Origin of the sequence: Arenimonas metalli CF5-1 (genome assembly GCF_000747155.1) — a bacterium.
In the GTDB taxonomy this organism is placed as follows: Bacteria; Pseudomonadota; Gammaproteobacteria; order Xanthomonadales; family Xanthomonadaceae; genus Arenimonas; species Arenimonas metalli.
Genome location: NZ_AVCK01000034.1, coordinates 1 through 25,753, shown reverse-complemented (window position 1 = coordinate 25,753; position 25,753 = coordinate 1). Strand labels below are relative to the sequence as shown.

The following is a 25,753-nucleotide window of genomic DNA, read 5'->3' as shown; positions in this document are numbered from 1 at the left end:
CCGCCGCCGCGCCCGCGGCGCCCGCAGCGCCCGCCGCGCCAGTTACGCCCGCAGCGCCAGTCGCGCCAGTCGTTCCCGCCGCGCCCTCCGCCCCAGCCACGCCCGCCACACCGGCGGTGCCTGTCGCACCCGCCGCACCGGCCGCGTCCGAACCGCTGCGGCTGGATCCGCTGCTCGACGAACTCGCCGCGGGCAATGCCCGCGCCGTCGCCGAGAAGATGCCGCAGGTGATCGGCCGCCTGCTGCCGGTGCTGCGCCTGCTGGGGCCGGGCCAGCGCGCGCAGCTGATCCAGTTCCTCCAGCGCCTGGGCTGACAATCACGCGCGCTTGGCTATGATCGGGCGAACCCCTTCGCCGGATCCCGCCATGCGCCTTCGCCTCGCCGCCTCGCTTTGCCTCGCCCTGGTCGCCACGCTGCCGGCCCAGGCCTTCGAACAGGGCCGGGTGGTGCAGGGTGAACCGGCGGTGCTGTCGCCGCGCGAGCGCGTCGCGGTAGAGAACCGCATCGTCAGCGAGCGGCTGGAAACCCTGCTGCCGCGCCTGATGGCCGAGACCGACATCGACCTGTGGCTGGTGCTCTCGCGCGAATACGCCGAAGACCCGATCTATTTCACCCTGGTGCCGCAGCCCACCTTCGCGGCGCGCCGCACCACGCTGCTGGCCTTCCACCGCAAGCCCGACGGCAGCGTGGACCGGCTGGTGGTGAACCGCTATCCGCTCGGCGAGCCCTACACCTCGGTCTGGTCCGGCGGCGACCTGGACGCGCAGTGGGAAGCCCTGGGCCAGCTGATCGCCGAGCGCGACCCCAAGCGCATCGGCATCAACGTCTCGCGCCAGTGGCCGATCGCCGACGGCCTGAGCAAGGGCCTGCACGAGCGCCTGCTGGCGGTGCTGCCCGCGGGCTACGAATCGCGCCTGGTGTCCGCCGAAGACCTCGTCGTGCGCTGGACCGAAACCCGCATCGCCTCCGAGCAGGCGCTGTACCCGCACATCGTCGCCATCGCCCGCAGCGTGGTGTCCGATGCGTTCTCGTCGAAGGTGATCACGCCCGGCGCGACCCACACCGACGACGTGGCCTGGTACATCCGCCGCCGCTACGAGGCGCTGGGCCTGCCGGTGTGGTTCATGCCCGACGTCAACTTCCAGCGCGCCGGCGTCGCCTGCGAAGAGAAGGCACCGTTCTGCGGCAGCGAGGGCATCATCCAGCCCGGCGACGTCCTGCACACCGACGTCGGCCTGTGCTACCTCAAGCTCTGCACCGACACGCAGGAAATGGGCTACGTGCTGCGCCCCGGCGAAACCGACGTCCCCGAAGGCCTCAAGGCCGCGCTGGCCGACGGCAACCGCTGGCAGGACCTGCTGACCGCGAACTTCCGCAGCGGCCGCACCGGCAGCGAGATCCTGGCCGACACCCGCCGCGATGCGGATCGCGCGAAGCTGGTGTCGAGCACCTACACCCATCCGATCGGCTTCTTCGGCCACGCGGCCGGCCCGACCATCGGCATGTGGGACGACCAGAGCGGCGGCGCCGACGGCGGCAAGTGGCCGCTGTACCCCGACACCGCCTACGCGATCGAAGGCAACATCAAGGCCCGCGTGCCGGAGTGGGGCCGCCAGTGGGTGCAGGTCAAGCTCGAGCAGAGCGCCTTCTTCGACGGCGAGAAGGTCACCTACCTGGCCGGACGCCAGACCCAGTGGCACGTGGTGCGCTGAGCCGGGTCAGCGCCGGTAGCTGAGCAGGCGCCCGCGGAACGGCGCCACGTCCTCGTCGTTGAAGGCGCTGCGCACTTCCGTCACGGCGTAGCCCTGCTTTTTCAGCGCGGTGGTGAAGGCGCCGCTGTTGCCGCGCCCCGGGTCGGTTATCAGTACTTCGGCGCTGGGGCGCATGTGAGCCGCCAGCAGCACGGCCAGCTGTTCGGCGTGGCCGCGCTCGTAGAGCACGTCGCTGGCGATCACCAGGTCGAACTCGCCCAGCTTCGGCTGCGGCAGGTGCCAGGCCAGGTCGAGGAAGGCCAGCGGCGGCAGCCCGTTGAGTTCGGCGTTGTAGGCCAGGAATTCCTCGGCCAGCGGGTGGTGGTCGCTGGCGGTGATGTCGGCCTGGCGCCGCTGCAGCACCAGGCTGGCCAGGCCTAGCCCGCAGCCCAGCTCCAGCACGCGTTTGCCGGCGACATCGAACCGGCTCATCGCCTGCGCCAGCACGCGGCCGGCGGGCCAGACCTGGCCGAACAGGCTCCACATCGCCGAGGAAATGCCGGCGCGCTCGGCGCGACCGTGCGGGTCGGCGAACTGCTGCAGGTCGCTCAACGCGCGGATGCGGTAATCCTGCCCGCCGAATCGCAGGGTGAGCAGGCGGGTGGCGTAGCCCGGCATGGGCGCTCCCGTGGGGGCGTCGTCCCGGCGAACGGGGACGGTGACGCGTGGGAGGCGCTACGGCGGGAGCGAGATGCCCGGGGCGTGACGTGCGAAGGTGCGCCCGCAGTCTACGCCCAATGCGGGCCGCGCGTGGCCGTCAGTGCGCCGCGGCCTTGTCCTTGCCGCGCAGCTTGCCCCAGGCGGTGACGCCCAGCACCACGGCGATGCCCGCCAGGATGCCGAAGCCCGCCTCGGCCAGCATCGACACCGGCAGGCCCCAGCCGCCGGCCGGGGTGATGTCCTGCACGAAGTGGTGCACCACCGGGATCGAATGCACGAGGATCTGGCCGCCCACGAGGAACATCGCGGCGGTGCCGGCGATGGCCAGGAACTTCATCAGCCACGGCGCGGCGGTGAGGATGCCGCGGCCCAGCGCCCGCTTGGCGCGGCGCGCCGCGGAATCGCCGGGCAGCTGGCTCAGGTAAAGGCCGCCGTCATCGAGCTTGACGATGCCCGCGACCAGCCCGTACACGCCGACCGTCATGATCGCCGCGATCGCGCAGAGCACGCCGACCTGCGTGACGAAATCCTTGGCGGCCACGGTGCCCAGCGTGATCACGATGATTTCGGCGGACAGGATGAAGTCGGTGCGGATCGCGCCCTTGATCTTGTCCTTCTCGCGCGCCACCAGGTCCACCGATTCGTCGGCGACGGCTTCGAGCAGCGCCACGGTTTCCTTCTGCGTCTCGGCCGGATGCAGGAACTTGTGCATCAGCTTCTCGACGCCCTCGTAGCAGAGGAAGGCGCCGCCGACCATCATCAGCGCGGTGACGATGGGCACGGTGATGCCGCGCCCGGCCAGCCAGCCCTCGAAGGCGCTGATCGCCAGCGCCGCCGGCACCAGGATCAGCTTGTTCACCGTCGAGCCCTTGGCCACGGCCCAGACCACCGGCAGCTCGCGGTCGGGCTTGACGCCCGCGACCTGCTGCGCGTTCAGGGCCAGGTCGTCGCCCAGCACGCCGGCGGTCTTCTTGGTGGCGACCTTGGTCATCACCGACACGTCGTCGAGGATGGTGGCGATGTCGTCGAGGAGGGCGAGCAGGCTGGAGGCCATGGCGGGTCCGTTGCGGGGCGAGGCCGCGATTCTCGCATCCGCCCGCCGCCGAAGGGGAGGGGCCGGCGCATCGGGCCGGCCGGATCGCTACACTCGGCGCATCGCAGGCAGCGGGAGCGGATCGTGGCGAACCGGAAGGGTGGCAACGGGACACGACGTGCCGGGAGCGCGCTGCTGCTGGCGCTGGCGTTCGCGGCCGGTGCACGGGCTGAGGTGAAGGACAGTGCGGCCAACGGCTTCACCGTCGAGAACAGCGTGGTGGTCGCGGCTTCGGCCGCCGACGCCTGGGACGCCCTGGTGGACGACGTGGACGCCTGGTGGCCGCGCGACCACACCTGGTGGGGCAAGGCTTCGACCCTGGTGATCCAGCCGCGCAGCGGCGGCTGCTTCTGCGAGACCGCGGGCGACCGCGAGGCCCGGCACCTGGTGGTCACCTTCGCCGATCCCGGCCGCGTGCTGCGCATGACCGGCGGCCTGGGCCCGCTGCAGGGCATGGGCCTGGACGGTGCGCTCGAGTTCCGGTTCGCGCCGGCCGAGGGCGGCGGTACGCGCATCACGCTGTGGTACCGCGTGGGCGGCTACACGCCGGACGATCTGTCGAAGTTCGCGCCGGTGGTGGACCGGGTGCAGGCGCTGCAGCTGGGCGGCCTGGCCGCGCATCTCGCGCGGCGCGATGGCCCGATCGAGGAAGAGTCCTGAGTCAGAACCGCTCGCTGGGCGGCAGGTAGCGCCACTGCCCCGGCGGCATCTTCGACAGCGGGATCCGGCCCAGCCGGATGCGGCGCAGCGACAGCGCGTGCAGCCCGACTTCGTTGCACAGGTACTGCAGCAGGCCCGGCCGCACGCCCTTGATGGCGAAGCGCAGCCGCTGCTCGCTCTGCCAGCTGACCTTGAACGGCGCCACTGGCCAGCCGTCGAACGAGGTGCCGTGCGACAGCCGGTTCCAGCCGTAGGGCGCGAGTTCGCCTTCGACGTCGACGATGAACTCCTGCTCCAGCTTCGCGGCGTCTTCCGCCAGCCGGCGCAGCACGCGGCCGTCCTGGCTGAGCACCAGCAGGCCGCTGGCGGCGTCCTCAAGCGGCAGGGCGGCCGCCTGGTGGGCGAAGTGGCGCTTGTGCACGCGCCAGCCCGAGGGGTCTTCGTCCCAGCGATGGGCCGGCGTCGCCAGGGCGATGGCTTCGGCCGACGGCAGGCCGGCGGGCTTGTGCAGGACCAGGGGCGCGGGTTCGGCGGGCTCGAGCCTGGCCTCGGGGTCGAGTTCAACGCGCTGGTCGGTGACCTTGAACTGCGGCTCCTCGACCACGACGCCGTCGACGCGCACCCAGCCGCCCTGCACGTACTGCTCGGCCTCGCTGCGCGAGCAGCCGGCGATCTCGACCACGCGCTTGGACAGTCGGACGGGTTCGGTCATGGGAAGGGGCCTGCGGAACGGGCCCCATTGTAGGCGCCCCGGCCTCGGCGCGGGGCGGCGCGGGCGGACGCCGGGCGGCGTCCGTCCCCGGGATCAGGCCTTGCCGGCCTTCTTGCTCTGCTTCTCGGCACGCTTTTCCTTCAGCGTCTTCTCCGGCTTCTTCTTCTCGGTTTTCTTCTGGTTCAGGCCCTTGGCCATGGTGGACTCCGTGCGGTGGTGATCCGGGCGGCCCGTGCCTCCCGGTGTCCGAAGCATGCGCCGGGGCCGCGACTTTTTCCATCGGGCGGCGGGGGCGACAATGCCGGCATGGACGACGAACCCACCAGCCGATTGCAGCTGCCGCCCGGGCCCTGGGCCACGGTGCTCGATGCGCTGTGCGATCGCTTCCCGGCGGTGGACCGCGCGCAGTGGCTCGACCGGATGCAGCGCGGGCGCGTGCGCGATGCCCGCGGCGAACCCCTCGATGCGTCGACGCCGCATCGCACCGGGATGGAGCTGACCTACTCGCGCGAAGTGGCGGACGAGGTGCCCGTGCCCTTCGAGGAAACCCTCGTGCACGAGGATGCGCACCTGGTGGTGGCCGACAAGCCGCACTTCCTGCCGGTGACGCCCGCGGGCCGCTACCTCGAGCACACGCTGCTGCGGCGCCTGCAGCGCCGACTGGGCGCACCGGACCTGGTGCCGCTGCATCGCATCGACCGCGGCACGGCGGGGCTGGTGCTGTTCTCGCGCGATCCGGGCTCGCGCGCGGCCTACCAGGCGCTGTTCCGCGAACGCCGCATCGACAAGCATTACGAAGCGCTGGCACCGGCGCTGCCCGGCGTGGCTTTCCCGCAGGTGCGGCGAAGCCGCATCGAGGCCGGGGAGCCCTTTTTCCGCATGCGCGAAACCGACGGCGCGCCGAACTCGGAGACGCGCATCGACGTGATCGGGCGCGGCGACGCGACCTGGCGCTATGCGCTGCAGCCCGTGACCGGCCGCAAGCACCAGTTGCGCCTGCACCTGGCCGGCCTGGGCGCGCCGATCGTTGGCGATCCGCTGTATCCGGTGCTGGACGAGTCGCCCGAGGATTTCGCGCGGCCGCTGAAGCTGCTGGCGAAGCGGCTGGTGTTCACTGATCCGCTCAGCGGCCGGCGGCGCGAGTTCCAGAGCCTGCGCGAGCTGTAAGCCTGGCGTCGGCGCGGTTCGGTGGAACCGCGCGGTCCGACGGCAGGGCGCGCCCCTGCACGCCGGTGCGGATCAACCTCGGGCCCGGCGCCAGTCCAGCGTCAGCGCGATGCCGCCCAGCACCGCCGCGGCGCCCAGCGCCAGCCGCAGGTCGATGGTTTCGCCCAGCAGCAGCACGCCGGCCAGCGCGGTGATCACCGGCACGCTGAGCTGGCTGCTGCCGGCCACCTGCGGCGACAGCCCGCGCAGCGCCGAGTACCAGAGCGCATAGCCCAGGCCCGAGGTCAGCGCACCGGAGGCCAGGGCGAGCAGGGCGCCGTCGAGATCCGGCTTGAGCCAGGGCCAGGCGATGCCCGCGGCGACCACCGCCATCGGCGCGGCGCGCATGAAGTTGCCGGTGGTGGCGGCCAGGGCATCGGGCAGGCCGCGGCCGCGCAGCGTGTAGATGCCCCAGGCAAGGCCGGCGCCGAGCATCAGCGCCGCGGGTTCGGCCGGGGGCGCGCTGAGGCCGGGCCACAGCAGGCCGACCAGCCCCGCCAGCGCCAGCGCGAGCCCGGCCGCCTGCCAGGCGCGCCAGCGCGTGCCGGTGAACAGGCCGGCCACCAGCATCGTGGCCTGCACCGCACCGAACAGCAGTAGCGCGCCGGTGCCGGCGCTGAGCCCGGTGTAGGCGTAGGAAAACGCGATGGCATAGGCGAACAGCGCCGCCGCGGAGCGCCAGCTGCCGGCCGCTGGCAGCGGGCCGGGCCGCACGGCCAGCAGCAGGACCAGCATCATCGCGCCGGACAGGATGCGGATCGCGGTGAAGCTGGCGGGATCGATGTCGGTGTTCGCCAGCGCGGCCCGGCACAGCAGCGAATTGCCCGCGAAGGCGAGCAGGGCCAGCACGGTCAGCGTGGCGATGCGGAGGCGCGTGGGCGCGCGGGCGGCGTCGGGCATGGGTGGCGCGGTTCCGGAGCGGGGCGTGTTGGGCGCTATCATCGCCCGATGGCCAGACTCCTGCTCAATTTGCGAAACGTCCCCGAGGACGAGGCCGACGAGGTCCGTGCCCTGCTGAACGAACACGGGATCGATTTCTACGAAACCCCGCCCAGCTTCTGGGGCGTGTCGGCGGGCGGCTTCTGGCTGCCGGACGCGGCGGGGCTGGCCGAGGCCCAGGCGCTGCTGGCGGGCTACCAGGCCGAGCGCGGCGAGCGGATGCGCGCCGAACGCGCGGCCGCGCTGCGCGAGGGCCGCGCCCCGGGCACCTGGGCCGGGATCCGCGCGCGGCCGGGCCAGGCGCTCGGCGCGATCCTCGGCATCCTGCTGATGCTGGCGGTGGCGACGCTGCCGTTCCTGCTGATCGCGCGCTGATCAGGGCGCCAGCGCGTCGAATTCGTCGTCGGGCAGGGCGATGAAGGACCAGAACGGCCGGCCCGCCTCGCGCCAGGCCAGCGATACGCCCTCCAGCACGGCGACGAGCGTGGCGAAGTCGTCGGGGCAGTCCTCGCGCAGCGCGCCGGGCGATTCCAGCCCCAGCACGTAGCCCTCGGCCGGCAGCCAGGAGAGGTCGCACAGCGCATCCGAGAGCGAATCCCAGTTCAGGCCGAAGCCGGGCGGGAAGGCGAAGGCGGCGGCCAGCTGGCGCAGCAGTCCGGCCTTGTCGGTGCAGTCGGCCAGGTCCACCGTCACGCATCGGAAGCCCAGGCCTTCGGCGGCATCGAGCAGCGGACCCAGGTCGGACGCCGTCAGGTAGAAAGCGCCGGACTGGTCCGGTTCCACCAGCAGCGACTGCAGCGGATGCAGGCTCATCGCTGCGCCCCGATGCGGCGGAAGGATTCGTAGTGATCGTCGGTGTACCAGCACTCCGACGGCGGTTGGCCGCCGGTGACGATGCGGCGGGGGCCTCGGTGCGACAGCCCCGGCGTGCGCACCGTGAACTCGCGGTAGTACCCGCGCGGACGCGAGGGCAGGCGGCGTTCGAAATTGTTGAACACCGTGCCGTCCTGGCGATGCGGGTAGGGACCGTTGCGGGCGATCAGCGCCAGCGTATCGAGGGCTTCCGGCGGCAGGCCGTCGTCGGAAAACGCGGAGGCCGGGGCGGCGCGGGCCGGACCGACGCCGGGTGAGTCGGGGGCGGAGGGGCTCGCGGCTTCCGCGGCCGGCGCCTCGATGGCACCGCTCGAGGCCAGCTGTTCGTCGATGCGCCCGGCACCACCGGGCCCCTGCCAGAACCACAGCAGGCTGGCGATGATCACCAGGGTCAGCAGGGGGCGAAGCTTGCGCATGGTCGCATCCGGCAACGGGGTGCCGGGAGTCTAGCAAGCGACCGCCGCGAGGCTCAGCCGGGCGGGGCGATCCGCACCTGGTTGCGGCCGGCGCGCTTGGCCGCGTACATCGCCTGGTCGGCGCGGCGGATCAGGCGATCGATGTCGGCCTCGCCCGGCTCGAGCGCGGCGACGCCGATCGAGACGCGAAGCGGCACCGCCGAGCCATCGGCCAGGAAGCCGATGCGCGCGACCGCGGCATGGATGCGGCGCGCCGAGGCTTCCGCGACGGCGAGGGACGTGTCGGGCAGCAGCACCGTGAACTCTTCGCCACCGTGCCGGCCCAGCAGGTCGCGCGGACGCAGCTGGTCGCGCATCGCCGACGCCACCAGCCGCAGCGCCTGGTCGCCGGCATCGTGGCCGTGCTCGTCGTTGATGCGCTTGAAGTGGTCGAGGTCGAGCACCATCAGCGCGCAGTCCTGGCCCGGGTCGCGGGCGATGCACAGGCGCGACTGCTGCAGGAAGGCCGTGCGGCTGAGCAGGCCGGTGAGTCCGTCGGTGTCGGCGATGTCCTGCAGCCGCTCGAGCAGGCGCTCGCTGCCCATCAGCACGAAGCCCAGGCTGGCCACCGCGGGCGCCAGCATCGCGCCGCCGAGCAGTATCGTTTCGGCCCACGGCTGCTCGACCCAGGCCCGGGCCACGCTGCCCTCGGGCATGAACAGCAGCGCACCGCGCGCCGACAGCACCAGCGCGCACAGCGAGAACGCCGCGCCGACGATGCCCGCATTGCCGCCGGCCGGCCGCGGGCCGCGACGCAGCGCCACCACCGCGGTGCTGGCCGCGATGCCGGCGCACAGGAAGGACAGCAGGCCGGTGCGCATGGGCAGGCCCGGCGCGGTGAACAACATGATCGCGCTGGCCACCGCCACCAGCAGCACCGGTGCGGCGAACCAGGGCGAATCCGGCATGCGCCCGCGCGACGCGACCAGCGCGCGCAGGTACTCGACGAAGGACGCGACGATCAGGGTCTTGCCCGGCACCGCGAGGCCCGGGACATCGACCGCCCACTCCAGCAGCAGCCAGCCCAGCGGCGCCAGCAGGATCGCCCGCGCCCAGATCCGCTGGGGACCGGCGAGTTCGTCGGGCTGGCGCGCGGCCGCGGCATAAAGGCCCGCGGACATGGCCGCGGAGGCGAGCAGGGCGATCAGGGCGCTGGCAAACGGGTCGAGGAACACCGGTGGCCCCCCCGAGCCGTGGTGATGGGCGGAAGGCTAGCATTTTCAAGCCCCGGCGGCGCTGCGCGAGACGCAGCCGTTTTCGTAACATGGGCGCTTGCTAGGCTTGTCGCCCCCCACGAATCCAAGGATCCCCCATGTCCCAACCCTTCGATGTCGCCGTGCTGGTCGGCAGCCTCCGGGCCGGTTCGCTCAACCGCCGCGTGGCCGACGCGCTGGCCGGCCTGGCGCCGCCGGCTATCGCCCTGTCGCAGGTCGCGATCGGCGATCTCCCGCTCTACAACCCGGACCTGGAAACCGACGCGCCGCCCGCCGCGTGGACCCGCTTCCGCGAGCGCGTGGCCCGCGCCGACGCACTGCTGTTCGTCACCCCCGAATACAACCGCTCGGTGCCCGCGGCGCTGAAGAACGCGCTCGACGTCGGCTCGCGCCCGTATGGCAAGAGCGTGTTCGGCGGCAAGCCGGGCGCGGTGGTCAGCGTCTCGCCGGGTGCGATCGGCGGCTTCGGCGCCAACCACCACCTGCGGCAGTCCCTGGTCTTCCTCGACGTGCCGCTGATGCAGCAGCCGGAGGCCTACCTTGGTGGCGCCGACAAGTTCTTCGGCGAGGACGGCAAGCTGGCCAGCGAGTCGACCGAAAAGTTCCTGGGCAAGATCATCCACGCGTACGCCGACTGGGTCGCGCGGATCAAGGCCTGAGGTCGACGATGGGTTTGTTGCGCGGGGCCAAGGCCCTTTTCGCCGGGGCGCTGGTCAGCGCCAGCACCCTGGTCCACGTCCCGGTGCTGCTGTTGGTGGCGCTGGTGAAGGCCCTGCTGCCGCTGAAGGCCGTGCGCCCGGCGCTGGACCGGGCGCTGATGGTGATCACCGAGAGCTGGATCGGCGTCAACAGCACGCTTATCGACGTGTTCACCACCACGCGCTTCGTGGTGGAGGGCATCGAAGGGCTGCGCTACGGCGGCCACTACCTGGTGCTGGCCAACCACCAGAGCTGGGTGGACATCCCGGTGCTGCAGAAGGCCTTCAACCGCCGCATCCCGCTGCTGCGCTTCTTCCTCAAGAGCCAGCTGTTCTGGGTGCCGCTGCTGGGCCTGGCCTGGTGGGCGCTGGATTTCCCCTTCATGAAGCGCTACTCGCGCCAGCAGCTGGCCAAACGACCGGAGCTGGCCGGCCGCGACGTGGCGGCCACGCGCAAGGCTTGCGAGAAGTTCCGGCACATCCCGGTGTCGATCATGAATTTCGTCGAGGGCACGCGCTTCACTCCGGCCAAGCACGCGCGCCAGGCCTCGCCGTTCGCGCACCTGCTCAAGCCCAAGGCGGGCGGCGTCGCCTTCGTGGTTGGCGCCATGGGCGAGGCGATCGACACCGTGCTGGACGTGACCCTGCATTACGAACCGGCGCGGCCGACGCTGGTCGACCTGTTCTGCAACCGCGTGCGCGAGGTGCGCGTGCACGTGCAGGCGCGCCCCGTGCCGGCGGGCTTGTCCGAGGGCGATTACGAGACCGACCGGGCGCACCGCGTGCGCTTCCAGGGCTGGATCAACGAGATGTGGCTGGCCAAGGACGCACGCCTGGCCGCCTGGAACGCCCCGGGCGCGGCCCGGGGCGACTGAGCCTCAGAGCCGCTGCGCGGCGAAGGTGTCGCACTGGCGGTAGTCGCCGCCCTCGAAGCCGATGCGGAACCAGCGCATGCGCTGCTCGGCGCTGCCGTGGGTGAACGAATCCGGCACCACCTGGCCCTGCGACTGCCGCTGCAGGGTGTCGTCGCCGATGGCCGAGGCAGTGGCCATGGCTTCCTCGAGATCGCCGTCCTCGAGCCAGGCGTGGCGCTTCTGCGCGTGGTGCGCCCACAGGCCGGCGTAGCAGTCGGCCTGCAGCTCCTGCCGCACCAGCGGGCCTTCGGCGCCTTCGACGTTGCCGCCGCGGCGGCGGATGTCGTTCACCTGCGCCGAGACGCCGGTGATCGTCTGGATATGGTGGCCGACCTCGTGCGCGATCACGTAGGCCTCGGCGAAATCGCCGCCGCCGCCGAGGCGCTGCTCCATCTGGTCGAAGAAGCTCAGGTCGATGTAGACCTGCTGGTCGCCCGGGCAATAGAAGGGCCCGACCGCCGCGGTGGCGCCGCCGCAGGCCGACTGCACCGAGCCGCTGAACAGCACCAGCGTGGGCGCGGGGTAGCGCTGGCCCTGCGCCTGGAAGATGGCCGACCACACGTCCTCGGTTTCGCCGAGGATGCTGGCGACGAACTGCGAGGCTTCGTCGTTGGCGGTGGGCGCGGTTGGCCCGCTTTGCTGGGGTGCGGACGGCGCCTGCTGCTGCACCTGGGCGATCAGGCCGAGCATTTCCATCGGGCTCTTGCCCAGCAGCAGGCCGATGACGAATACCGCGGCGATGCCGCCGAGGCCGAGTTTGAGTCCGCCGCCGCCCCGGCCGCCGAGGCCGCGACGATCATCAACGTTGCTGCTGCGTCTTGCGCTGCGCCACTTCATGGGTCGGTCTCCGAGGGGGTCGGCCCGATTGTTGCCCAAACGCGGGCGCGGGGCGAGGGCGGGGCCCGCAAGGCGAGGGCGTCAGTCGGCCGGCGACGCTTCCGCGCGCAGCGCCGCCAGGATCGACTGGCCCGCGCGGCCGTCGGCCTCGCGGCCCAGGCGGATCTGCTCGAGAGCGATCGCGGCCCGCGACTTGGCGCCAATCATGCCGTCCACCTCGCCAATGTCGTGGCCGCGCGCGACCAGCAGCGACTGCAGCTCGCGACGTTCCACCCGCGACAGGCCCGGGTCGTCGGTGGGCCAGCGCGCCTGCAGGCCCTCGCCGCCACGCAGGCGGTCGGCCAGTAGCGCGATCGCCAGCGCATAGCTCTCGGCGGCGTTGTAGGAAAAGATCGCGTCGTAGTTCTTGAACACCAGGAAGGCCGGCCCCTCGCGGCCCGCGGGCAGCAACAGCGCAGTCGGCGCGTCGCTGGCGGCCAGCGATCCGCCGTCGGCGCGGACCACGCCGCGGCCCACCCAGTGCGACAGCGGACGGCGCGAGGTGCGGCCGTTCACGGCCGCATCGAAGCCTTCGGGCAGGCGCACTTCATGGCCCCAGGGCTTGCCCGGCTGCCAGCCCGAGCGGCGCAGGTAGTTCGCCGTGGACGCGAGCGCGTCGGGGATGCTGCCGACCAGGTCGCGGCGGCCGTCGCCGTCGAAATCCACGGCGATGCGCGCATACGTGGACGGCATGAACTGCGTGTGGCCGAAGGCGCCGGCCCAGGACCCGACCAGGCCTTCGGCGGACAGGTCGCCGGCCTGGATGAGCTTGAGCGTCGCGAACAGCTCGCCCTTGAAGAAGGCCTGCCGCCGGCCCTCGCAGGACAGCGTGGCCAGCGAGCCCAGCAGCGGCTTCTTGCCGAAGGTACGGCCGAAGTCGCTCTCCACGCCCCAGACCGCGACCACGGTGGCCGGGTCCACGCCGTGCGCGTCCTGTACGCGGGCCAGCAGCGGCGCATGTTCTTCCAGCATCGCGCGGCCGTCGGCCACGCGCTGTTCGTCCACCAGGCCGGCCAGGTAGTCCCAGATCGGCGTGCGGAATTCGGGCTGGTAATCGAGTGAATCCAGCACGCCCTGGTCGCGTGCCAGCCCGGCCGTGTGCGTGTCCCAGGTGGCGCCGCTGATGCCCTGCGCCAGCGCCTGCGGGCGCAGCCCGGCGAGGCAGGCATCGAGCGTGGGTTCGGCGGCCGCGGCGGGCAGGGCGGCGAGGGCGAGCAGCAGGGGCAGGGTCGGGCGCATGCCGCGAACCTTACGCGGCGCCGGCTGAATCGTCGCCGGCCGAGCTATGCTTCGCGCATTCCCTATTCCGGATGGCACGCATGGTCACGGTCCACCACCTCGAGAACTCCCGTTCGCAGCGGGTCCTGTGGCTGCTCGAGGAGCTGGGCGTTCCCTACGAGGTCAAGCGCTACGCCCGCGATCCGAAGACGATGCTGGCGCCGGCGGAGTTGAAGCAGGTGCACCCGCTCGGCAAGTCGCCCGTGATCACCGATGGCCAGGCCGTGGTCGCCGAGTCCGGCGCGATCATCGAGTACCTCGCGGACACCTGCGGCCAGGGCCGCCTGCTGCCGCCGCCCGGCGACCCGGCGCGCCGCGCCTGCACCTATTGGCTGCATTACGCCGAGGGCTCGCTGATGCCGCCGCTGCTGATGACCCTGGTGTTCTCGAAGGTGCGCAGCTCGCCGATGCCCTTCTTCGCCAAGCCGATCGCCAAGGGCATCGCCGACAAGGTGATGTCGTCCTTCGTCTCGCCGCAGGTGAAGCTGCATTTCGATTACCTCGAGCAAACGCTCGCGTCCTCCGAATGGTTCGCGGGCAAGGACTTCAGCGTGGCCGACATCCAGCTGAGCTTCCCGATCGAGGCGGCGGCCGCCCGCGGTGCGCTGGGCCCGACGCGGCCGAAGCTGGCGGCCTTCCTGGAAAAGATCCACGCCCGCCCGGCCTACCAGCGCGCGCTGGCCAAGGGCGGTCCGTACGAACTGATGCGCTGAGACCCGCCATGGAATTCTCGATCACCCTGGCGATCATCGTCGCCACCAGCCTGGTCTCGTGGCTGGGGTTCAACAACGAAGCACTGAAGGGCGCGCTGGTGCTGTGGCCGCCGGCCGTGACGCGGCGGCACGAATACCACCGTTTCCTCGGCTACGGCGTGGTGCATGCCGACTTCATGCACCTGCTGTTCAACATGTTCACCCTGTTCTTCTTCGGGCGGCTGATGGAGGGCTTCTACGCGCAGTACCTCGGCGCGATGGGCTTCCTGTGGTTCTATCTCTCGGCGCTGGTGGTGTCGGCCTTGCCGAGCTACCTCAAGCACCGGGACGACCCGGATTACGTGACCCTCGGCGCCTCCGGCGCGGTGTCGGCGGTGCTGTTCGCCTTCATCCTGCTGCGGCCGTGGGAGACGCTGCTGATCTACTTCATCCCGGTGCCGGCCATCATCTTCGCGGCGCTGTACACCGGCTACTCGGTCTACATGAACCACCGCCAGGCCGACCGCATCAACCACAGCGCCCACCTGGCCGGGGCCGCCTACGGCGTGCTCTTCACGGTGCTGATGGAGCCGAAGGTGGTGTCGCACTTCCTGGCCGAGCTGATGAATCCGGGCGGCTGAGCCGGGACTCGGCTGGCCCGTGCGAGAATGCGGCATGACTGAATTCACGACCCAGCCGCTGCCGCCCGAGCTGCAGCAGGCCCTGGAGGTACTCGAGTACCGCCAGATGACCCCCGTGCAGGCCGCCAGCCTGCCGCCCATCCTCGCCGGCCGCGATGTGATCGCCCAGGCCCGCACCGGCAGCGGCAAGACCGCGGCCTTCGGCCTCGGCCTGCTGTCGAAGCTGCAGCCCGACGCCGGCCAGGTGCAGGCGCTGGTGATGTGCCCGACCCGCGAACTCGCCGACCAGGTGGGCAAGGAAATCCGCCGGCTGGCGCGCTTCATGCCCAACATCAAGGTGTCGGTCTTCTGCGGCGGCGTGCCGCTGAGGCCGCACCTGGCCTCGCTGGTGCACCCGCCGCACGTGGTGGTGGGCACGCCCGGCCGCCTGCAGGAGCTGATCGACCAAGGCGCGCTGTCGCTGGCGCAGCTGCGGGTGGTGGTGCTGGACGAGGCCGACCGCATGCTCGACATGGGCTTCGAGCCCGCCATCGCCGGCATCCTGTCGCAGGCGCCGAAGGACCGGCAGACGCTGCTGTTCTCGGCGACCTTCCCGGAGGAAATCCGCGCGCTGGGCCGCCGATACCAGCGCGAGCCCGAGGAGCACACCGTCGCCGACGGCGCCGTCGCGGCCATCGTGCAGCGTTTCTACGAAGTGGAATCGCCGCGCAAGACCGACGCGCTGGCCCTGCTGCTGGCTGATGAAAAGCCCGATTCGGCGCTGGTGTTCTGCAACACCCGCCGCGACGTGCAGCAGGTGGCCGACGACCTGGCCCAGCGCGGTTTCTCGGTGCTGGCCCTGCACGGCGACCTAGAGCAGCGCGATCGCGACGAGGTGCTGGTGTGCTTCGGCAACCGCAGCGTGCAGGTGCTGGTGGCCACCGATGTCGCGGCCCGCGGCCTGGACATCAAGGACCTGCCGCTGGTGGTCAGCCACGGCCTGGCCAGCGACGTGGACACGCACACCCATCGCATCGGCCGCACCGGCCGCGCCGGTGGCGAGGGCCTGGCGCTGTCGCTGGTGGCCTCGGACGAGCGCCGCCGCGTCATCGGCATCGAGGAGCAGCTGGGGCAGGCCGTGCGCTGGGAGCGCATCGACCTCTCGCGCAGGCCGGCCAGGCCGGCGCCGCCGGCGATGACCACCCTGGTGGTGGACGCGGGGCGGCAGGACAAGCTGCGCCCGGGTGACCTGGTCGGCGCGCTGACCGGCGCCGCGGGCCTGCCGGCCACGGCGATCGGCAAGATCGACGGCTTCGCGACCCGGACCTACGTCGCGATCGAGCGCAGCCAGGCCAACAAGGCCCTGGAGAAATTGAAGGCCGGGAAGATCAAGGGCCGCAGCTTCCGGATCCGGAAGCTGGGCTGACGGCGCGAGCGCGGTGCGGCCAGGCCGCGCCGGTTCCAGCGGGTGCCGCGGATAACGGCGTGCATGGGGCGCTCAGCGCCAAGGGCGGGCGCCGGCCACCTGGCGGCGCGGCTCGGCCAGCGCCTTGCGGCGGCTGATCTCGGCGTCGAGGCGGCGGTATTCCGGGGTGCCGATTTCGCCGGCCATGACCAGCTCCCAGAGCTGGATGGCCAGCTCGTCGTCCATGACCTGCTGGGTGGGGAAGGGGATGACGATGCCCATGGCGTGACTCCGTGTGTTGGGGGGATGCTTCGCGAAGGGCTGCTGCATATTCCATGCCACCCGGGCGGAAACGGCGGCGAATGCGGGTGGCGTCACGATTTTCGAGCCTCTGACCCCAGATATCGGGGTGTGCGCCGCGCCGCCCCACAAGGCCACGGTGACTTGCCCGCCCCGGCGTGACAGGATGCGCGCCACTTCTGACGCACTGCGGCACCCGACGCCCCGACCATGCGAGTCAACAAGCACATCAGCGACACCGGCTACTGCTCCCGGCGCGAGGCCGACCGGCTGGTGGCCGAGCGCCGCGTCACCGTCAATGGCCTGCCCGCCGGCATCGGCACCCAGGTGGAAGAGGGCGATGAAGTCCGGATCGATGGCCAGGTCCTGGCCAAGCGCGCCGCCAAGCCGGGCGCCCGCCGCCACGTCTACATCGCGCTGAACAAGCCGGTGGGCATCACCTGCACCACCGACACCGCCGTGAAGGGCAACATCGTCGACTTCGTCGGCCACGAGCAGCGCATCTTCCCGATCGGCCGCCTGGACAAGGATTCCGAGGGCCTGATCCTGCTCACCAGCAACGGTGACATCGTCAACGAGATCCTGCGCGCCGAGAACCACAAGGAAAAGGAATACCTGGTGGGCGTGAACCAGCCCGTGACCGAGGAATTCCTGCGCGGCATGGCCAAGGGCGTGCTCATCCACGGCGAGATGACCCTGCCGTGCCGCACCCGCAAGATCGCCAAGTTCGGCTTCTCGATCGTGCTCACCCAGGGCCTGAACCGGCAGATCCGCCTGATGTCCGCCGCCTTCGGCTACCGCGTCACCCAGCTGCGCCGCATCCGCATCGCCAACGTCAAGCTGGCCGAGCTCAAGCCCGGCCGCTGGCGCAACCTCACCGAAGCTGAACTGCGCGGCCTGCTGCCGTCGCGCACCGAGTGGTGAGCGGGCGCGCGTCTGCTACCCTCCGCGCCGTCGCATTCCAACCTGTCCGGAGCCCGAAGATGTCCCTGCGTCCCCGCCTGCTGGCCCTGCTGCTCTGCGTCCCGGGCCTGGCCCTCGCCGTCGACCCGATCCGCCCGCCGCAGCCGCTGAACGCGCCGCCGAAGCAGGCGATCGAGACCGCGAGCGGCATGAGCTACATCGTGCTCAAGCCGGCGCCGGATGCGAACCGCTTCTTCTCGGGCGAGTGGGTCGAGTACCGCGCCGACGTCTGGAGCTCGGACGGCGTCACCCGCGCCAGCTCGCGCGAATCCGGCCCGGTGGTCGCCACCGTGCGCCGGCTCGCCGCCGAGCAGCCGGGCCTGGCCCGCGCCATCCTGAGCACGCCGGTGGGCGAATCGCGCCGCTGGTGGATCCAGCCCGAGCGCCTGCTGCCGGGCTATCCCGGCATGCCGAACCTGCTGCACGTCATCGACCTGACGGTGGTCGGCGAGAAGAACCCCGTGCAGGCCCCGGCCGACGTCGCGGCGCCGCCGGCCGATGCCCTGCGCACCGCCTCGGGCCTGGCCTACAAGGTGCTCAAGCGCGGCGACGGCGGCGCCAGGCCGGGTCCGCGCAGCGAGATCGAGATCCACTACAGCGGCTGGACGACCGACGGCCGGCTGTTCGACAGCTCGGTGGCGCGCGACCAGCGTGCGTTCTTCCAGCTCAGCCAGCTGATCCAGGGCTGGCAGGAAGGCGTGCAGCTGATGTCGCGCGGCGACAGCGTGCGCTTCTGGATCCCGGGCCACCTGGCCTACGACATGCAGCCGCCGTCGCCGGGCACGCCGCGCGGCATGCTGGTGTTCGACGTCACGCTTTACGACTTCACCGAGCCGACCGCGCCCTGAAGCCCGGCGCCGCGCCTTCCGGCGGCCGGCGCATCGCGCGGTTGGGTGCCGGGCCTTCGACAGGCCGGCGCATCGCTCGGTTCAGCGCCTCGCCTGCACCCAGGCGGCGGCGCCCGCCCCGGCGCGGCGGCCGGAGGCGAAGCAGGCGGTGAGCAGGTAGCCGCCGGTCGGCGCCTCCCAGTCGAGCATTTCGCCGGCGGCGAAGACGCCCGGGTGGCTGCCCACCATCAGGTGTTCGTCCAGTGCCTCGAGGCGGATGCCGCCGGCGCTGCTGATCGCCTCGGCGATCGGTCGCGGGCGCTGCAGGCGCAGCGGCAGGGCCTTGATGGCCGCGGCCACCGTGGCCGGATCGCCGAGGCCGTCCTTGCCCAGCACCTCGCGCAGCAGCGCGGCCTGCACGCCGTCGAGCCCGGTGCTGCGGCGCAGGTGTTCGCCCTGGCTGCGGCCCTTGCGCGGGCGCGAGAGCTCGGTCTCCAGTCGTTCGCGCTCGCGGCCGGGCGCGAGATCCATGAGCAGCGTGGCCTCGCCTTGCGCTTCGATGCGATCGCGCAGCGCCGCCGACAGCGCGTAAACCAGGCTGCCCTCGATCCCGTGCTCGCTGGCGACGCATTCGCCCTGGCGCCAGGCCGGCGGAGCATGGCCATCGTCGATGGCCAGGCGCACCGGCTTGATCGGCGCGCCCGCGAAGTGCTGGCGGAAGTAGGGCGTCCAGGCCACGTCGAAGCCGCAGTTCGCCGGCTTGAGCGGCGCGATGTCCACGCCCGCCGCCGCCAGCGGCGCGGCCCAGGCCCCGTCGGAGCCCAGCTGCGGCCAACTGGCGCCGCCGAGCGCGAGCACGGTGGCGTCGGCGCGGTACTCGCGCGGCCCGTCGGCGGTCTCGAAGCGGAGCACGCCATCCGGGGACGGGCCGAGCCAGCGATGCGAGACGTGGAAGCGCACGCCCTGTTCGCGAAGCCGCCGCACCCAGCCTCGCAGCAGCGGCGCCGCCTTGAGGTCGGTCGGGAAGACGCGGCCGGAGCTGCCGACGAAGGTTTCCACGCCCAGGCCCCGCGCCCATTCGCGCAGGGCGTCGGCATCGAACGCCGCCAGCCAGTCGGCGACGGCGTCGCGGCGTTCGCGGTAGCGACCGGCGAACACGTCGAGCGGATCGCTGTGGGTCAGGTTCATGCCGCCCTTGCCGGCGATCAGGAACTTGCGCCCGACCGAGCCCTTGGCCTCGAACACGTCGACCTCGCAGCCGGCCGCACGCGCGGTCTCGGCGGCCATCAATCCGGCAGGGCCGCCGCCGATGACGGCGACGCGGGGGAGGGTGGGCGTGGACATGCGCGGATTGTCTCACGCCATCCCCGCGCCGCCGTCCGCCGCTTGCCCGCGCGCGGGTAGAGGAACCATGCTGTCGGGCCCTCGTGTTTTCCGGACGCGCCGCGCATGCCCTACACCCCGATCGTCGCCACCCTCGGCTACGTGCTGTCGCCCGATCGCCGCAAGGTGCTGATGGTCCATCGCAACGCGCGGCCCGGCGACCACCACCTCGGCAAGTACAACGGCCTGGGCGGCAAGCTCGAGCCGGACGAGGACGTGATGTCGGGCATGCGCCGCGAGATCCGCGAGGAGGCCGGCATCGAGTGCGGGGCGATGACGCTGCGCGGCACCATCAGCTGGCCGGGCTTCGGCAAGCAGGGCGAGGACTGGCTGGGCTTCCTGTTCGTGATCGAGGACTTTTCCGGCGACGTGCCGGAGCGGAACGAGGAGGGCGACCTGTCCTGGGTGCCGATCGAGGCCCTGGCGGAGCTGCCGCTGTGGGAGGGCGACCGGCATTTCCTGCCGCTCGTGTTCGACGGCGACCCCCGTCCGTTCCACGGCGTGATGCCATACCGGGACGGGGCCATGCTGTCGTGGCGGTATTCGCGCTGATATTCGGGCATTCTGCTGCCAACGTCTGTGAAAGTGGTTTAATCAGTCGTTTGAAATATCGGCAGGCGTCCGGATAACCAATTTTTCACCTCGTGGAACGTATGATTCACGGGCTGATAACACCCCTCGGGCCGTTGCCAGCGTCGTTCGCTTCCCTTCGCGATCGCCTCGTCCCGGCCTCCGGGACCCTCCGTTGCCTGGCTTGGGCGGCGGGACGACCGCGCTGCCCAACCCTTACGCCAAGGAGCGCCGCATGACCGATACCACGAACAACCTCTCCGACCTGATCGAAATCAGCGAAGACGGGACCGCGTTCTACGAGGAAGCGGCGCAGAAGGTGAAAGACAAGAAGCTGAGCACGCTGTTCACCCGCCTGGCCAAGGCCAAGTCCGACCTGGCGGCCGAGCTCTCCGGCGAAGTGAAGCCGGTGGCCGGCAAGAAGAAGCCGGCCAAGCGCACCGAAACCACCCTGGGCGAACTGAGCAAGGCCTACGCCGGCCTGCGCAAGCAGTGGCCCGAAGCCGGCGCCGAGCGCTACGTCCGCATGGCCGAGGTCGAAGGCCAGCTCCAGACCACCTTCCAGAAGGTCGTGCTGGACAAGGACCACAGCTTCGTCGTCCGCGTCCTGGCCAAGCAGTACGTCTCCAAGGCCGAGGTCCTGAACAAGGAACTCCGCGCCTGCAACCGCAACGCTTGATTCGCAGAAGCATTTCAGACGCGGATTTACGCGGATGAACGCGGATAGGGCAAAAGACTTTTAATGGCCTTTGGCCAGAACGAAACGCCCGGCTTCGGCCGGGCGTTTTCGTTTTCTGGGGGAAAGCCAGGACTCGCCCCGACCCAACTCCAACTTCTTGCCTTTGCCTTATCCGCGTTTATCCGCGTAAATCCGCGTCCAAAAAAAGAACGCCCGGCCGAAGCCGGGCGTTCCCGTTACGCGAGATAAGTCTTACTTGGCGGAAGCGGGGGCGACCTCGAGGCCGCGGCGCTTGAGCAGGGGGCCGACCTGCGGGTCGCGGCCGCGGAAGTCGCGGAAGAGCTGCATCGCATCCACGCTGCCGCCGCGCGAGAGCAGGGTCTTGCGGAAGTGGTCGCCGTTCTCGCGCTTGAGGCCGCCGTTCTCCTTGAACCACTCCACCGACTCCGCATCCAGCACCTCGGACCAAAGGTAGGCGTAGTAGCCCGCCGAGTAGCCGCCCATGATGTGCGAGAAGTAGGTGCTGCGGTAACGCGGCGGCACCGGGGCGTAGTCCAGGCCGGCGGCCTTGAGCGCCTGCGCCTCGAAGGCCAGCGTGTCGCTGGGCACTTCGTTGGCCGCCAGCTGGTGCCAGCTCTGGTCGAGCATCGCCGCCGCCAGGTACTCGGTGGTGGCGTGGCCCTGGCCGAACTGCTCGGTGGCCAGCACCTTGTCCAGCAGCGCCTGCGGGATCGGCTCGCCGGTCTCGTGGTGCTTGGCGTAGTTGGCCAGGATGGTCGGCCAGGTGGCCCACATCTCGTTCACCTGCGACGGGTACTCGACGAAGTCGCGCGGCACCGAGGTGCCGGAGAACTGCGGGTACTTCACGTTCGAGAACAGGCCGTGCAGCGCGTGGCCGAACTCATGGAACATGGTGGTGACCTCGTCGAAGGTCATCAGGGTCGGCTGGCCGGCGGCCGGCTTGGGGATGTTCTGGTGGTTGGCGACCACCGGCAGGGTGCCGGTCAGGCCGTTCTGCGGCACGTAGGCATTCATCCAGGCGCCACCGCGCTTGTTCGAGCGGGCGTAGAAGTCGCCGAGGAACAGGCCCAGCGGCTTGCCGTCGGCCTCGAACACCTCGTACACCACCACGTCCGGGTGGTAGGTCGGCAGGTCGGTGCGCTTCTTGAACTGCAGGCCGTAGAGCTGGCCGGCGGCGTGGAAGACGCCGTTCTCGAGCACCGAGGTCATCTCGAAGTAGGGGCGCAGCTGCGACTCGTCGAAGTCGTACTTGGCCTGGCGCACCTTCTCGGCGTAGAAGGCCCAGTCGGCGGCCTCCAGCGCGAAGCCGCCCTTCTCGGCGTCGATGATGGCCTGCATGTCCGCCGCTTCCTTGCGGGCGTTGGCGACCGCGGCCGGGGCCAGGTCGGACATCAGCTTGTTGACCGCGGCCACGGTGCCGGCGGTCTCGTCCTCGAGCACGTAGGTGGCGTGGTTCTCGTAGCCCAGCAGGGCCGCGCGCTCGGCGCGCAGCTTGGCCACGCGCGCGACGATGGCGCGGTTGTCGAACTCGCCGCCTCGGCTGCCGCGGGTCAGCGAGGCGTCCATGATCTTCTTGCGCAGCGCGCGGTTGGTCAGCGAGGACAGCGGCGGCTGGCCCGAGGTGTTCATCAGCGCGATCAGGTACTGGCCTTCCTTGCCGGCGGCCTTGGCGGCCTCGGCGGCCGCAGTGATCGCGTCGGCGGACAGGCCGTCGAGTTCCTTCACGTCGGACACCAGCACGCCCGAGGCCTGCACTTCCTTGAGCACGTTCTGGCTGAAGGTGGTCGCCAGCGTGGCCAGCTCGGCGTTCATCGCCTTGAGCGTGGTCTTGTCGGCGTCCGAGAGGTTGGCGCCGGCGCGCACGAAATCGGTGTGGTAGCGCTCGAGCAGGCGCAGCGACTCGGCGTCGAGGCCCAGGCTGTCGCGCTGCTCATGCAGCGACTTCACGCGGGCGAAGAGCTTGCCGTCGAGCAGGATCGCGTCCTGGTGCGCGGCCAGCTTCGGCGCCATCTCGGCCTGCACCTTCTGCATGGCCGGATTGGTGTTGGCGCCGGCGAGGTTGAAGAACACCGCCGCGGTGCGGGTGAGCACGGTGCCGGTCTTCTCCATCGCGACGATGGTGTTCTCGAAGGTCGGCGCGGCCGCGTTGTTGGCGATCGCGGCGACTTCGGCCAGCTGGTCGGCCATGCCCTTCTCGAAGGCCGGCGCGTAGTGCGCGTCCTGGATCTGGTCGAAGGGCGGCAGCTGGTAGGGCAGGGTGCTGGCGGTGAAGAACGGATTGGCCGACACCGGCTCCGCGGCCTGGGTCGCGTGGTCGTCGGCGAAGGTGGCGCCCGGCACCGCGAGGCAAAGCGCGATGGCGAGGGCGAGGGAGAGCTTCTGGGTCATGGCACGTCCTTGCAGGGGTCTTGGGAGCAGGGTTCGGATGAACCCCCGAAGCCTAGCGCATGCGGCGGCCCGGCCACGCATGACGAAAGGCAGGGGCGGGGCTGCGCCCGCCCGCCGGCGTAAAGGCCGCGTGAAACGCCCGCCCGCGCCTTGCGGCTTGCGCTACGCTGTCGGCACCCACCGGAGCCCGCCATGACCACCGTCTACGACTTTTCCGCCACCACCCTCGACGGCAAGGAGCAGTCGCTGGCCGATTTCCGCGGCCAGGCCATGCTGATCGTCAACACGGCATCCAAGTGCGGCTTCACCCCGCAGTACGCGGGCCTGGAGAAGCTGTCGCGCGACTACGCCGGCAAGGGGCTGGTGGTGCTGGGTTTCCCCTGCGACCAGTTCGGCCACCAGGAGCCGGGCGACGCCGAGGAAATCAAGAATTTTTGCTCGCTCACGTACGACGTCAGCTTCCCGATGTTCGCCAAGATCGAGGTCAACGGCGCCAAGGCGCATCCGCTGTACCAGTGGCTGAAATCCGAGAAGTCCGGATTGCTGGGCCTAGAGGCGATCAAGTGGAACTTCACCAAGTTCCTGGTCGACAAGGATGGCAAGGTGGTCAAGCGCTACGCGCCGACCGACACGCCCGAGAAGATCGGCAAGGACATCGCCAAGCTGCTGGGCTGAGCCCGCGCCGGCGCGCCGCGCCTCATCGCGCTTCGTGGCGGGCGCGGATGCGGGTGAAGACCTCGCCCGCGGCCGGGCTCCACACCACCCAGGCGTGGCCGCCCGGGCGCTCGAGCACCTGATCCGCCGGCAGGGCCGGTGAGAACACGCCGATCGCCTTCGCCAGCCGGTCGTCCTCGCCGTACGCCAGCCAGACGTCCTTCCCGCGTCCGCTGCCGGACCAGCGCTGCACGTTGCGCCAGACTTCGCGCTGGAAGGTCTTGCGGTCGATGCCGGCCGGCTCGGGACCGGGTTCCCACGCGGTCAGTCCGGCCTCGCCGATTTCCTTGAGCAGGCCGCGGTCGCCGAGGTAGGGTGCCAGCAGCACCAGGCCATCAAGCTCGCCCGGCCGGCTGCGCTCGTAAAGCAGCGTGCCCATGCCGCCCATCGAAGCGCCCGCCAGCCAGACGCCGGCATAGCCGCGGGCGCGGGCCGGGGCGATCACCTCGTCGTGCAGCCGCTCGGGCATCCGGCCCTCGTAGTAGTAGGCCAGGGTGACTTCGGCCAGCAGCACGTCGGCCTCGGGCCAGGCGGCCTGGATCGCGGGCGCGATGCCGCTGTCGACCAGGCCCTGGAGATCGTCGCCGCGGCCGGGCAGCACCACCACCAATACCTTCTCGCCGCCGGTGGCCGGCGCCGGCACCAGGCGGGTCGCGATGGTCTCGCGGGTGGCGCCGGGCGAGAGGCAGCCGGCCAGCAGCAGGGCGAACAGTGCGAGCAGGGTGGCGCGGATGGCGGGGCGCATCGGGATCTCCGTCGGGATGGCCCGAGCATAGGCGAGGGCCTGCGGGCCCCGCCAGCCGGCTTACTTCTCGACGAAAGCGCGCTCGAACACGTACTCGCCGGGGGTGCCGATGCGCGGCGCAGCCTTGAAGCCGCGGCCGTCGAGCAGGGCCCGGAAATCGGCCAGCATCTGCGGGCTGCCGCAGATCATGGCGCGATCGTGGGCGGCATCGAGCGGCGCCAGCCCGAGGTCGGCCTGCATGCGGCCGCTTTCCATCAGGGTGGTGAGGCGGCCGGAATGCCGGAAGGGCTCGCGGCTGACGGCCGGGTAATAGAGCAGCTGGCGGCCGATGATCTCGCCCAGGTGCTCATGGCGCGGCAGTTCGTTGGCGATGTAGTCGTGGTAGGCCAGGTCCTCGATGCCGCGGACGCCGTGGGTGAGGATCACCTTGTCGAAGCGCTCGTAGGTCTCGGGGTCCTTCACCACGCCCAGGAAGGGCGCCAGGCCGGTGCCGGTGGCCAGCAGGTAAAGATTGCGCCCCGGGTGCAGGTCGCTGATCAGCAGGGTGCCGGTGGGCTTGCGGCTCACCAGCACGTCGTCGCCGGGCTGCAGGTGCTGGAGCCGGGAGGTCAGGGCGCCGTCGGGCACCTTGATGCTGAAGAACTCCAGGTGCTCCTCCCAGTTGGCGCTGGCGATGGAATAGGCGCGCATCAGGGGCCGGCCGCCCACCTCCAGCCCGATCATCACGAACTGGCCGTTCTCGAACCGAAGCCCGTCGTCCCGGGTGGTGGTGAAGCTGAAATAGGCGTCGTTCCAGTGCCGTACGGTGAGTACGCGCTCGGTGGCGAAGGCGGACATGCGGGGAGGGCTCGGCGGGGCGGGGGTGGCCAAAAGGACCGCCGATTGTACGCCAATAGCTTTCCGGCCCATAAGCGAGTAGGGTGGGACCACTGCGGTTGCCGGTATCACGGTAAATCGTGGTTACCCAACAACTGTTATTTAAGGATTAGAGATATGTCGGATCGTCAGACTGGAACCGTGAAGTGGTTCAACGACGCCAAGGGCTTTGGCTTCATCACCCCGGAAAGCGGCGAGGACGTGTTTGTCCACTTCCGTTCCATCCAGGGCACCGGCTTC

General features: G+C 70.8%; 30 protein-coding genes. 16 read left to right on the top strand and 14 right to left on the bottom strand.

The window, feature by feature from the left end:
- Positions 1-116 precede the first annotated feature (116 nt).
- Both N787_RS15375 and N787_RS10660 read left to right on the top strand, forming a co-directional pair.
- On the top strand, positions 117-314 hold the full coding sequence (locus N787_RS15375; protein ID WP_034213763.1) for a hypothetical protein: 198 nt from the start codon (positions 117-119) through the stop codon (positions 312-314).
- 52 nt (positions 315-366) lie between these two features.
- Positions 367-1,713, top strand: a complete 1,347-nt coding sequence (locus N787_RS10660; RefSeq protein ID WP_034213760.1) for a M24 family metallopeptidase — start codon at positions 367-369, stop codon at positions 1,711-1,713.
- 6 nt (positions 1,714-1,719) lie between these two features.
- On the opposite strand, the gene N787_RS10655 is transcribed toward N787_RS10660, so the two are convergent.
- Entirely contained in the window at positions 1,720-2,370 is a 651-nt protein-coding gene (locus tag N787_RS10655) for a class I SAM-dependent methyltransferase (RefSeq protein WP_034213758.1), read from the bottom strand.
- A gap of 139 nt (positions 2,371-2,509) precedes the next feature.
- Entirely contained in the window at positions 2,510-3,466 is a 957-nt protein-coding gene (locus N787_RS10650) for a DUF808 domain-containing protein (protein WP_034213756.1), read from the bottom strand.
- Between the two features lie 123 nt (positions 3,467-3,589).
- On the opposite strand from N787_RS10650, the gene N787_RS10645 reads away from it, so the two are divergent.
- Positions 3,590-4,165 (top strand): SRPBCC family protein, encoded by a 576-nt coding sequence (locus N787_RS10645; protein ID WP_052575379.1) that lies wholly within the window; start codon positions 3,590-3,592, stop codon positions 4,163-4,165.
- A gap of 1 nt (position 4,166) precedes the next feature.
- On the opposite strand, the gene N787_RS10640 is transcribed toward N787_RS10645, so the two are convergent.
- The gene (locus N787_RS10640; protein ID WP_034213755.1) at positions 4,167-4,877 is read right to left on the bottom strand and encodes an rRNA pseudouridine synthase; all 711 of its coding nucleotides are present in this window, start codon (positions 4,875-4,877) and stop codon (positions 4,167-4,169) included.
- 306 nt (positions 4,878-5,183) lie between these two features.
- Between N787_RS10640 and N787_RS10635 the strand changes: the two genes are divergently transcribed.
- Positions 5,184-6,044 carry a pseudouridine synthase gene (locus tag N787_RS10635; protein ID WP_034213753.1) on the top strand — a complete coding sequence of 287 codons (861 nt, stop codon included), beginning with the start codon at positions 5,184-5,186 and terminating at the stop codon, positions 6,042-6,044.
- A 72-nt stretch (positions 6,045-6,116) separates the two neighbouring features.
- On the opposite strand, the gene N787_RS10630 is transcribed toward N787_RS10635, so the two are convergent.
- Positions 6,117-6,983: a DMT family transporter gene (locus N787_RS10630; protein ID WP_034213751.1), complete on the bottom strand. Its 867-nt coding sequence runs from the start codon at positions 6,981-6,983 to the stop codon at positions 6,117-6,119.
- Between the two features lie 48 nt (positions 6,984-7,031).
- Here N787_RS10630 and N787_RS10625 point away from each other — a divergent pair, with 48 nt between their 5' ends.
- Positions 7,032-7,397, top strand: a complete 366-nt coding sequence (locus N787_RS10625; protein WP_034213749.1) for a DUF6164 family protein — start codon at positions 7,032-7,034, stop codon at positions 7,395-7,397.
- Here N787_RS10625 and N787_RS10620 read toward each other — a convergent pair whose 3' ends face one another.
- Genes N787_RS10620 through N787_RS14405 form a run of 3 tightly spaced genes read right to left on the bottom strand, consistent with a single transcriptional unit; the run spans position 7,398 to position 9,471 of the window.
- A complete protein-coding gene (locus N787_RS10620) occupies positions 7,398-7,835 on the bottom strand; it encodes a barstar family protein (protein WP_034213747.1) in 438 nt (145 codons plus the stop codon).
- Positions 7,832-8,311, bottom strand: coding sequence for a guanyl-specific ribonuclease (locus tag N787_RS10615; protein WP_034213745.1), 480 nt, complete (start codon positions 8,309-8,311; stop codon positions 7,832-7,834). The genes N787_RS10620 and N787_RS10615 overlap by 4 nt, the downstream gene beginning before the upstream one ends.
- A gap of 53 nt (positions 8,312-8,364) precedes the next feature.
- Positions 8,365-9,471, bottom strand: a complete 1,107-nt coding sequence (locus tag N787_RS14405; protein ID WP_156968990.1) for a GGDEF domain-containing protein — start codon at positions 9,469-9,471, stop codon at positions 8,365-8,367.
- A gap of 191 nt (positions 9,472-9,662) precedes the next feature.
- Here N787_RS14405 and N787_RS10605 point away from each other — a divergent pair, with 191 nt between their 5' ends.
- Positions 9,663-10,223: an NADPH-dependent FMN reductase gene (locus N787_RS10605; RefSeq protein ID WP_034213743.1), complete on the top strand. Its 561-nt coding sequence runs from the start codon at positions 9,663-9,665 to the stop codon at positions 10,221-10,223.
- Between the two features lie 8 nt (positions 10,224-10,231).
- Positions 10,232-11,137, top strand: a complete 906-nt coding sequence (locus N787_RS10600) for an acyltransferase (protein WP_052575377.1) — start codon at positions 10,232-10,234, stop codon at positions 11,135-11,137.
- A 3-nt stretch (positions 11,138-11,140) separates the two neighbouring features.
- Here N787_RS10600 and ypfJ read toward each other — a convergent pair whose 3' ends face one another.
- Together ypfJ and N787_RS10590 are read right to left on the bottom strand one after the other, a co-directional pair.
- Positions 11,141-12,013: a KPN_02809 family neutral zinc metallopeptidase gene (ypfJ, locus tag N787_RS10595; protein ID WP_034213739.1), complete on the bottom strand. Its 873-nt coding sequence runs from the start codon at positions 12,011-12,013 to the stop codon at positions 11,141-11,143.
- Positions 12,014-12,094: 81 nt separating this feature from the next.
- Positions 12,095-13,291, bottom strand: a complete 1,197-nt coding sequence (locus N787_RS10590; RefSeq protein WP_034213738.1) for a lytic murein transglycosylase — start codon at positions 13,289-13,291, stop codon at positions 12,095-12,097.
- Positions 13,292-13,371: 80 nt separating this feature from the next.
- Here N787_RS10590 and N787_RS10585 point away from each other — a divergent pair, with 80 nt between their 5' ends.
- Genes N787_RS10585 through dbpA form a run of 3 tightly spaced genes read left to right on the top strand, consistent with a single transcriptional unit; the run spans position 13,372 to position 16,068 of the window.
- Positions 13,372-14,043 (top strand): glutathione S-transferase family protein, encoded by a 672-nt coding sequence (locus N787_RS10585; protein WP_034213736.1) that lies wholly within the window; start codon positions 13,372-13,374, stop codon positions 14,041-14,043.
- Between the two features lie 8 nt (positions 14,044-14,051).
- Positions 14,052-14,663, top strand: coding sequence for a rhomboid family intramembrane serine protease (locus N787_RS10580; RefSeq protein ID WP_034213735.1), 612 nt, complete (start codon positions 14,052-14,054; stop codon positions 14,661-14,663).
- 34 nt (positions 14,664-14,697) lie between these two features.
- Positions 14,698-16,068, top strand: coding sequence for an ATP-dependent RNA helicase DbpA (gene dbpA / locus N787_RS10575; RefSeq protein ID WP_034213734.1), 1,371 nt, complete (start codon positions 14,698-14,700; stop codon positions 16,066-16,068).
- Between the two features lie 72 nt (positions 16,069-16,140).
- Here the strand turns inward: dbpA and N787_RS10570 are convergent, their stop codons facing one another.
- Positions 16,141-16,329, bottom strand: coding sequence for a hypothetical protein (locus tag N787_RS10570; RefSeq protein WP_034213733.1), 189 nt, complete (start codon positions 16,327-16,329; stop codon positions 16,141-16,143).
- A 228-nt stretch (positions 16,330-16,557) separates the two neighbouring features.
- Here N787_RS10570 and N787_RS10565 point away from each other — a divergent pair, with 228 nt between their 5' ends.
- Together N787_RS10565 and N787_RS14400 are read left to right on the top strand one after the other, a co-directional pair.
- On the top strand, positions 16,558-17,271 hold the full coding sequence (locus N787_RS10565; RefSeq protein WP_034213732.1) for a pseudouridine synthase: 714 nt from the start codon (positions 16,558-16,560) through the stop codon (positions 17,269-17,271).
- Between the two features lie 59 nt (positions 17,272-17,330).
- Positions 17,331-18,158: an FKBP-type peptidyl-prolyl cis-trans isomerase gene (locus N787_RS14400; protein ID WP_052575376.1), complete on the top strand. Its 828-nt coding sequence runs from the start codon at positions 17,331-17,333 to the stop codon at positions 18,156-18,158.
- An 81-nt stretch (positions 18,159-18,239) separates the two neighbouring features.
- Here N787_RS14400 and N787_RS10555 read toward each other — a convergent pair whose 3' ends face one another.
- Positions 18,240-19,481, bottom strand: coding sequence for a TIGR03862 family flavoprotein (locus N787_RS10555; protein ID WP_034213731.1), 1,242 nt, complete (start codon positions 19,479-19,481; stop codon positions 18,240-18,242).
- A gap of 105 nt (positions 19,482-19,586) precedes the next feature.
- Here N787_RS10555 and N787_RS10550 point away from each other — a divergent pair, with 105 nt between their 5' ends.
- A complete protein-coding gene (locus tag N787_RS10550) occupies positions 19,587-20,072 on the top strand; it encodes an NUDIX hydrolase (protein WP_034213730.1) in 486 nt (161 codons plus the stop codon).
- A gap of 253 nt (positions 20,073-20,325) precedes the next feature.
- A complete protein-coding gene (locus tag N787_RS14395; RefSeq protein WP_156968989.1) occupies positions 20,326-20,769 on the top strand; it encodes a PA2169 family four-helix-bundle protein in 444 nt (147 codons plus the stop codon).
- A gap of 252 nt (positions 20,770-21,021) precedes the next feature.
- Here N787_RS14395 and N787_RS10540 read toward each other — a convergent pair whose 3' ends face one another.
- On the bottom strand, positions 21,022-23,178 hold the full coding sequence (locus tag N787_RS10540; RefSeq protein ID WP_034213729.1) for a M3 family metallopeptidase: 2,157 nt from the start codon (positions 23,176-23,178) through the stop codon (positions 21,022-21,024).
- Positions 23,179-23,370: 192 nt separating this feature from the next.
- Between N787_RS10540 and N787_RS10535 the strand changes: the two genes are divergently transcribed.
- Entirely contained in the window at positions 23,371-23,853 is a 483-nt protein-coding gene (locus N787_RS10535; protein ID WP_034213727.1) for a glutathione peroxidase, read from the top strand.
- 22 nt (positions 23,854-23,875) lie between these two features.
- On the opposite strand, the gene N787_RS10530 is transcribed toward N787_RS10535, so the two are convergent.
- The gene (locus tag N787_RS10530; RefSeq protein WP_052575374.1) at positions 23,876-24,637 is read right to left on the bottom strand and encodes an alpha/beta fold hydrolase; all 762 of its coding nucleotides are present in this window, start codon (positions 24,635-24,637) and stop codon (positions 23,876-23,878) included.
- Between the two features lie 60 nt (positions 24,638-24,697).
- A complete protein-coding gene (locus tag N787_RS10525; protein WP_034213726.1) occupies positions 24,698-25,474 on the bottom strand; it encodes a ferredoxin--NADP reductase in 777 nt (258 codons plus the stop codon).
- Between the two features lie 156 nt (positions 25,475-25,630).
- Here N787_RS10525 and N787_RS10520 point away from each other — a divergent pair.
- On the top strand, positions 25,631-25,753 hold a 123-nt coding region (locus N787_RS10520; protein WP_034213765.1), incomplete at its 3' end, for a cold-shock protein.

Coding starts and splice junctions, on each gene's coding strand:
- N787_RS10605 (WP_034213743.1), top strand. CDS start 9,663: ATGTCCCAACCCTTCGATGTCGCCGTGCTGGTCGGCAGCCTCCGGGCC.
- N787_RS10580 (WP_034213735.1), top strand. CDS start 14,052: ATGGAATTCTCGATCACCCTGGCGATCATCGTCGCCACCAGCCTGGTC.
- N787_RS14400 (WP_052575376.1), top strand. CDS start 17,331: ATGTCCCTGCGTCCCCGCCTGCTGGCCCTGCTGCTCTGCGTCCCGGGC.
- N787_RS10570 (WP_034213733.1), bottom strand. CDS start 16,329: ATGGGCATCGTCATCCCCTTCCCCACCCAGCAGGTCATGGACGACGAG.
- N787_RS10615 (WP_034213745.1), bottom strand. CDS start 8,311: ATGCGCAAGCTTCGCCCCCTGCTGACCCTGGTGATCATCGCCAGCCTG.
- N787_RS10620 (WP_034213747.1), bottom strand. CDS start 7,835: ATGAGCCTGCATCCGCTGCAGTCGCTGCTGGTGGAACCGGACCAGTCC.
- N787_RS10525 (WP_034213726.1), bottom strand. CDS start 25,474: ATGTCCGCCTTCGCCACCGAGCGCGTACTCACCGTACGGCACTGGAAC.
- N787_RS10540 (WP_034213729.1), bottom strand. CDS start 23,178: ATGACCCAGAAGCTCTCCCTCGCCCTCGCCATCGCGCTTTGCCTCGCG.
- N787_RS10625 (WP_034213749.1), top strand. CDS start 7,032: ATGGCCAGACTCCTGCTCAATTTGCGAAACGTCCCCGAGGACGAGGCC.
- N787_RS10550 (WP_034213730.1), top strand. CDS start 19,587: ATGCCCTACACCCCGATCGTCGCCACCCTCGGCTACGTGCTGTCGCCC.
- N787_RS10635 (WP_034213753.1), top strand. CDS start 5,184: ATGGACGACGAACCCACCAGCCGATTGCAGCTGCCGCCCGGGCCCTGG.
- N787_RS14405 (WP_156968990.1), bottom strand. CDS start 9,471: ATGTCCGCGGGCCTTTATGCCGCGGCCGCGCGCCAGCCCGACGAACTC.
- N787_RS10650 (WP_034213756.1), bottom strand. CDS start 3,466: ATGGCCTCCAGCCTGCTCGCCCTCCTCGACGACATCGCCACCATCCTC.
- N787_RS10555 (WP_034213731.1), bottom strand. CDS start 19,481: ATGTCCACGCCCACCCTCCCCCGCGTCGCCGTCATCGGCGGCGGCCCT.
- N787_RS10655 (WP_034213758.1), bottom strand. CDS start 2,370: ATGCCGGGCTACGCCACCCGCCTGCTCACCCTGCGATTCGGCGGGCAG.
- N787_RS10585 (WP_034213736.1), top strand. CDS start 13,372: ATGGTCACGGTCCACCACCTCGAGAACTCCCGTTCGCAGCGGGTCCTG.
- N787_RS10530 (WP_052575374.1), bottom strand. CDS start 24,637: ATGCGCCCCGCCATCCGCGCCACCCTGCTCGCACTGTTCGCCCTGCTG.
- N787_RS14395 (WP_156968989.1), top strand. CDS start 20,326: ATGACCGATACCACGAACAACCTCTCCGACCTGATCGAAATCAGCGAA.
- N787_RS10600 (WP_052575377.1), top strand. CDS start 10,232: ATGGGTTTGTTGCGCGGGGCCAAGGCCCTTTTCGCCGGGGCGCTGGTC.
- N787_RS10565 (WP_034213732.1), top strand. CDS start 16,558: ATGCGAGTCAACAAGCACATCAGCGACACCGGCTACTGCTCCCGGCGC.
- N787_RS10640 (WP_034213755.1), bottom strand. CDS start 4,877: ATGACCGAACCCGTCCGACTGTCCAAGCGCGTGGTCGAGATCGCCGGC.
- N787_RS10660 (WP_034213760.1), top strand. CDS start 367: ATGCGCCTTCGCCTCGCCGCCTCGCTTTGCCTCGCCCTGGTCGCCACG.
- N787_RS10535 (WP_034213727.1), top strand. CDS start 23,371: ATGACCACCGTCTACGACTTTTCCGCCACCACCCTCGACGGCAAGGAG.
- N787_RS10590 (WP_034213738.1), bottom strand. CDS start 13,291: ATGCGCCCGACCCTGCCCCTGCTGCTCGCCCTCGCCGCCCTGCCCGCC.
- ypfJ (WP_034213739.1), bottom strand. CDS start 12,013: ATGAAGTGGCGCAGCGCAAGACGCAGCAGCAACGTTGATGATCGTCGC.
- dbpA (WP_034213734.1), top strand. CDS start 14,698: ATGACTGAATTCACGACCCAGCCGCTGCCGCCCGAGCTGCAGCAGGCC.
- N787_RS10630 (WP_034213751.1), bottom strand. CDS start 6,983: ATGCCCGACGCCGCCCGCGCGCCCACGCGCCTCCGCATCGCCACGCTG.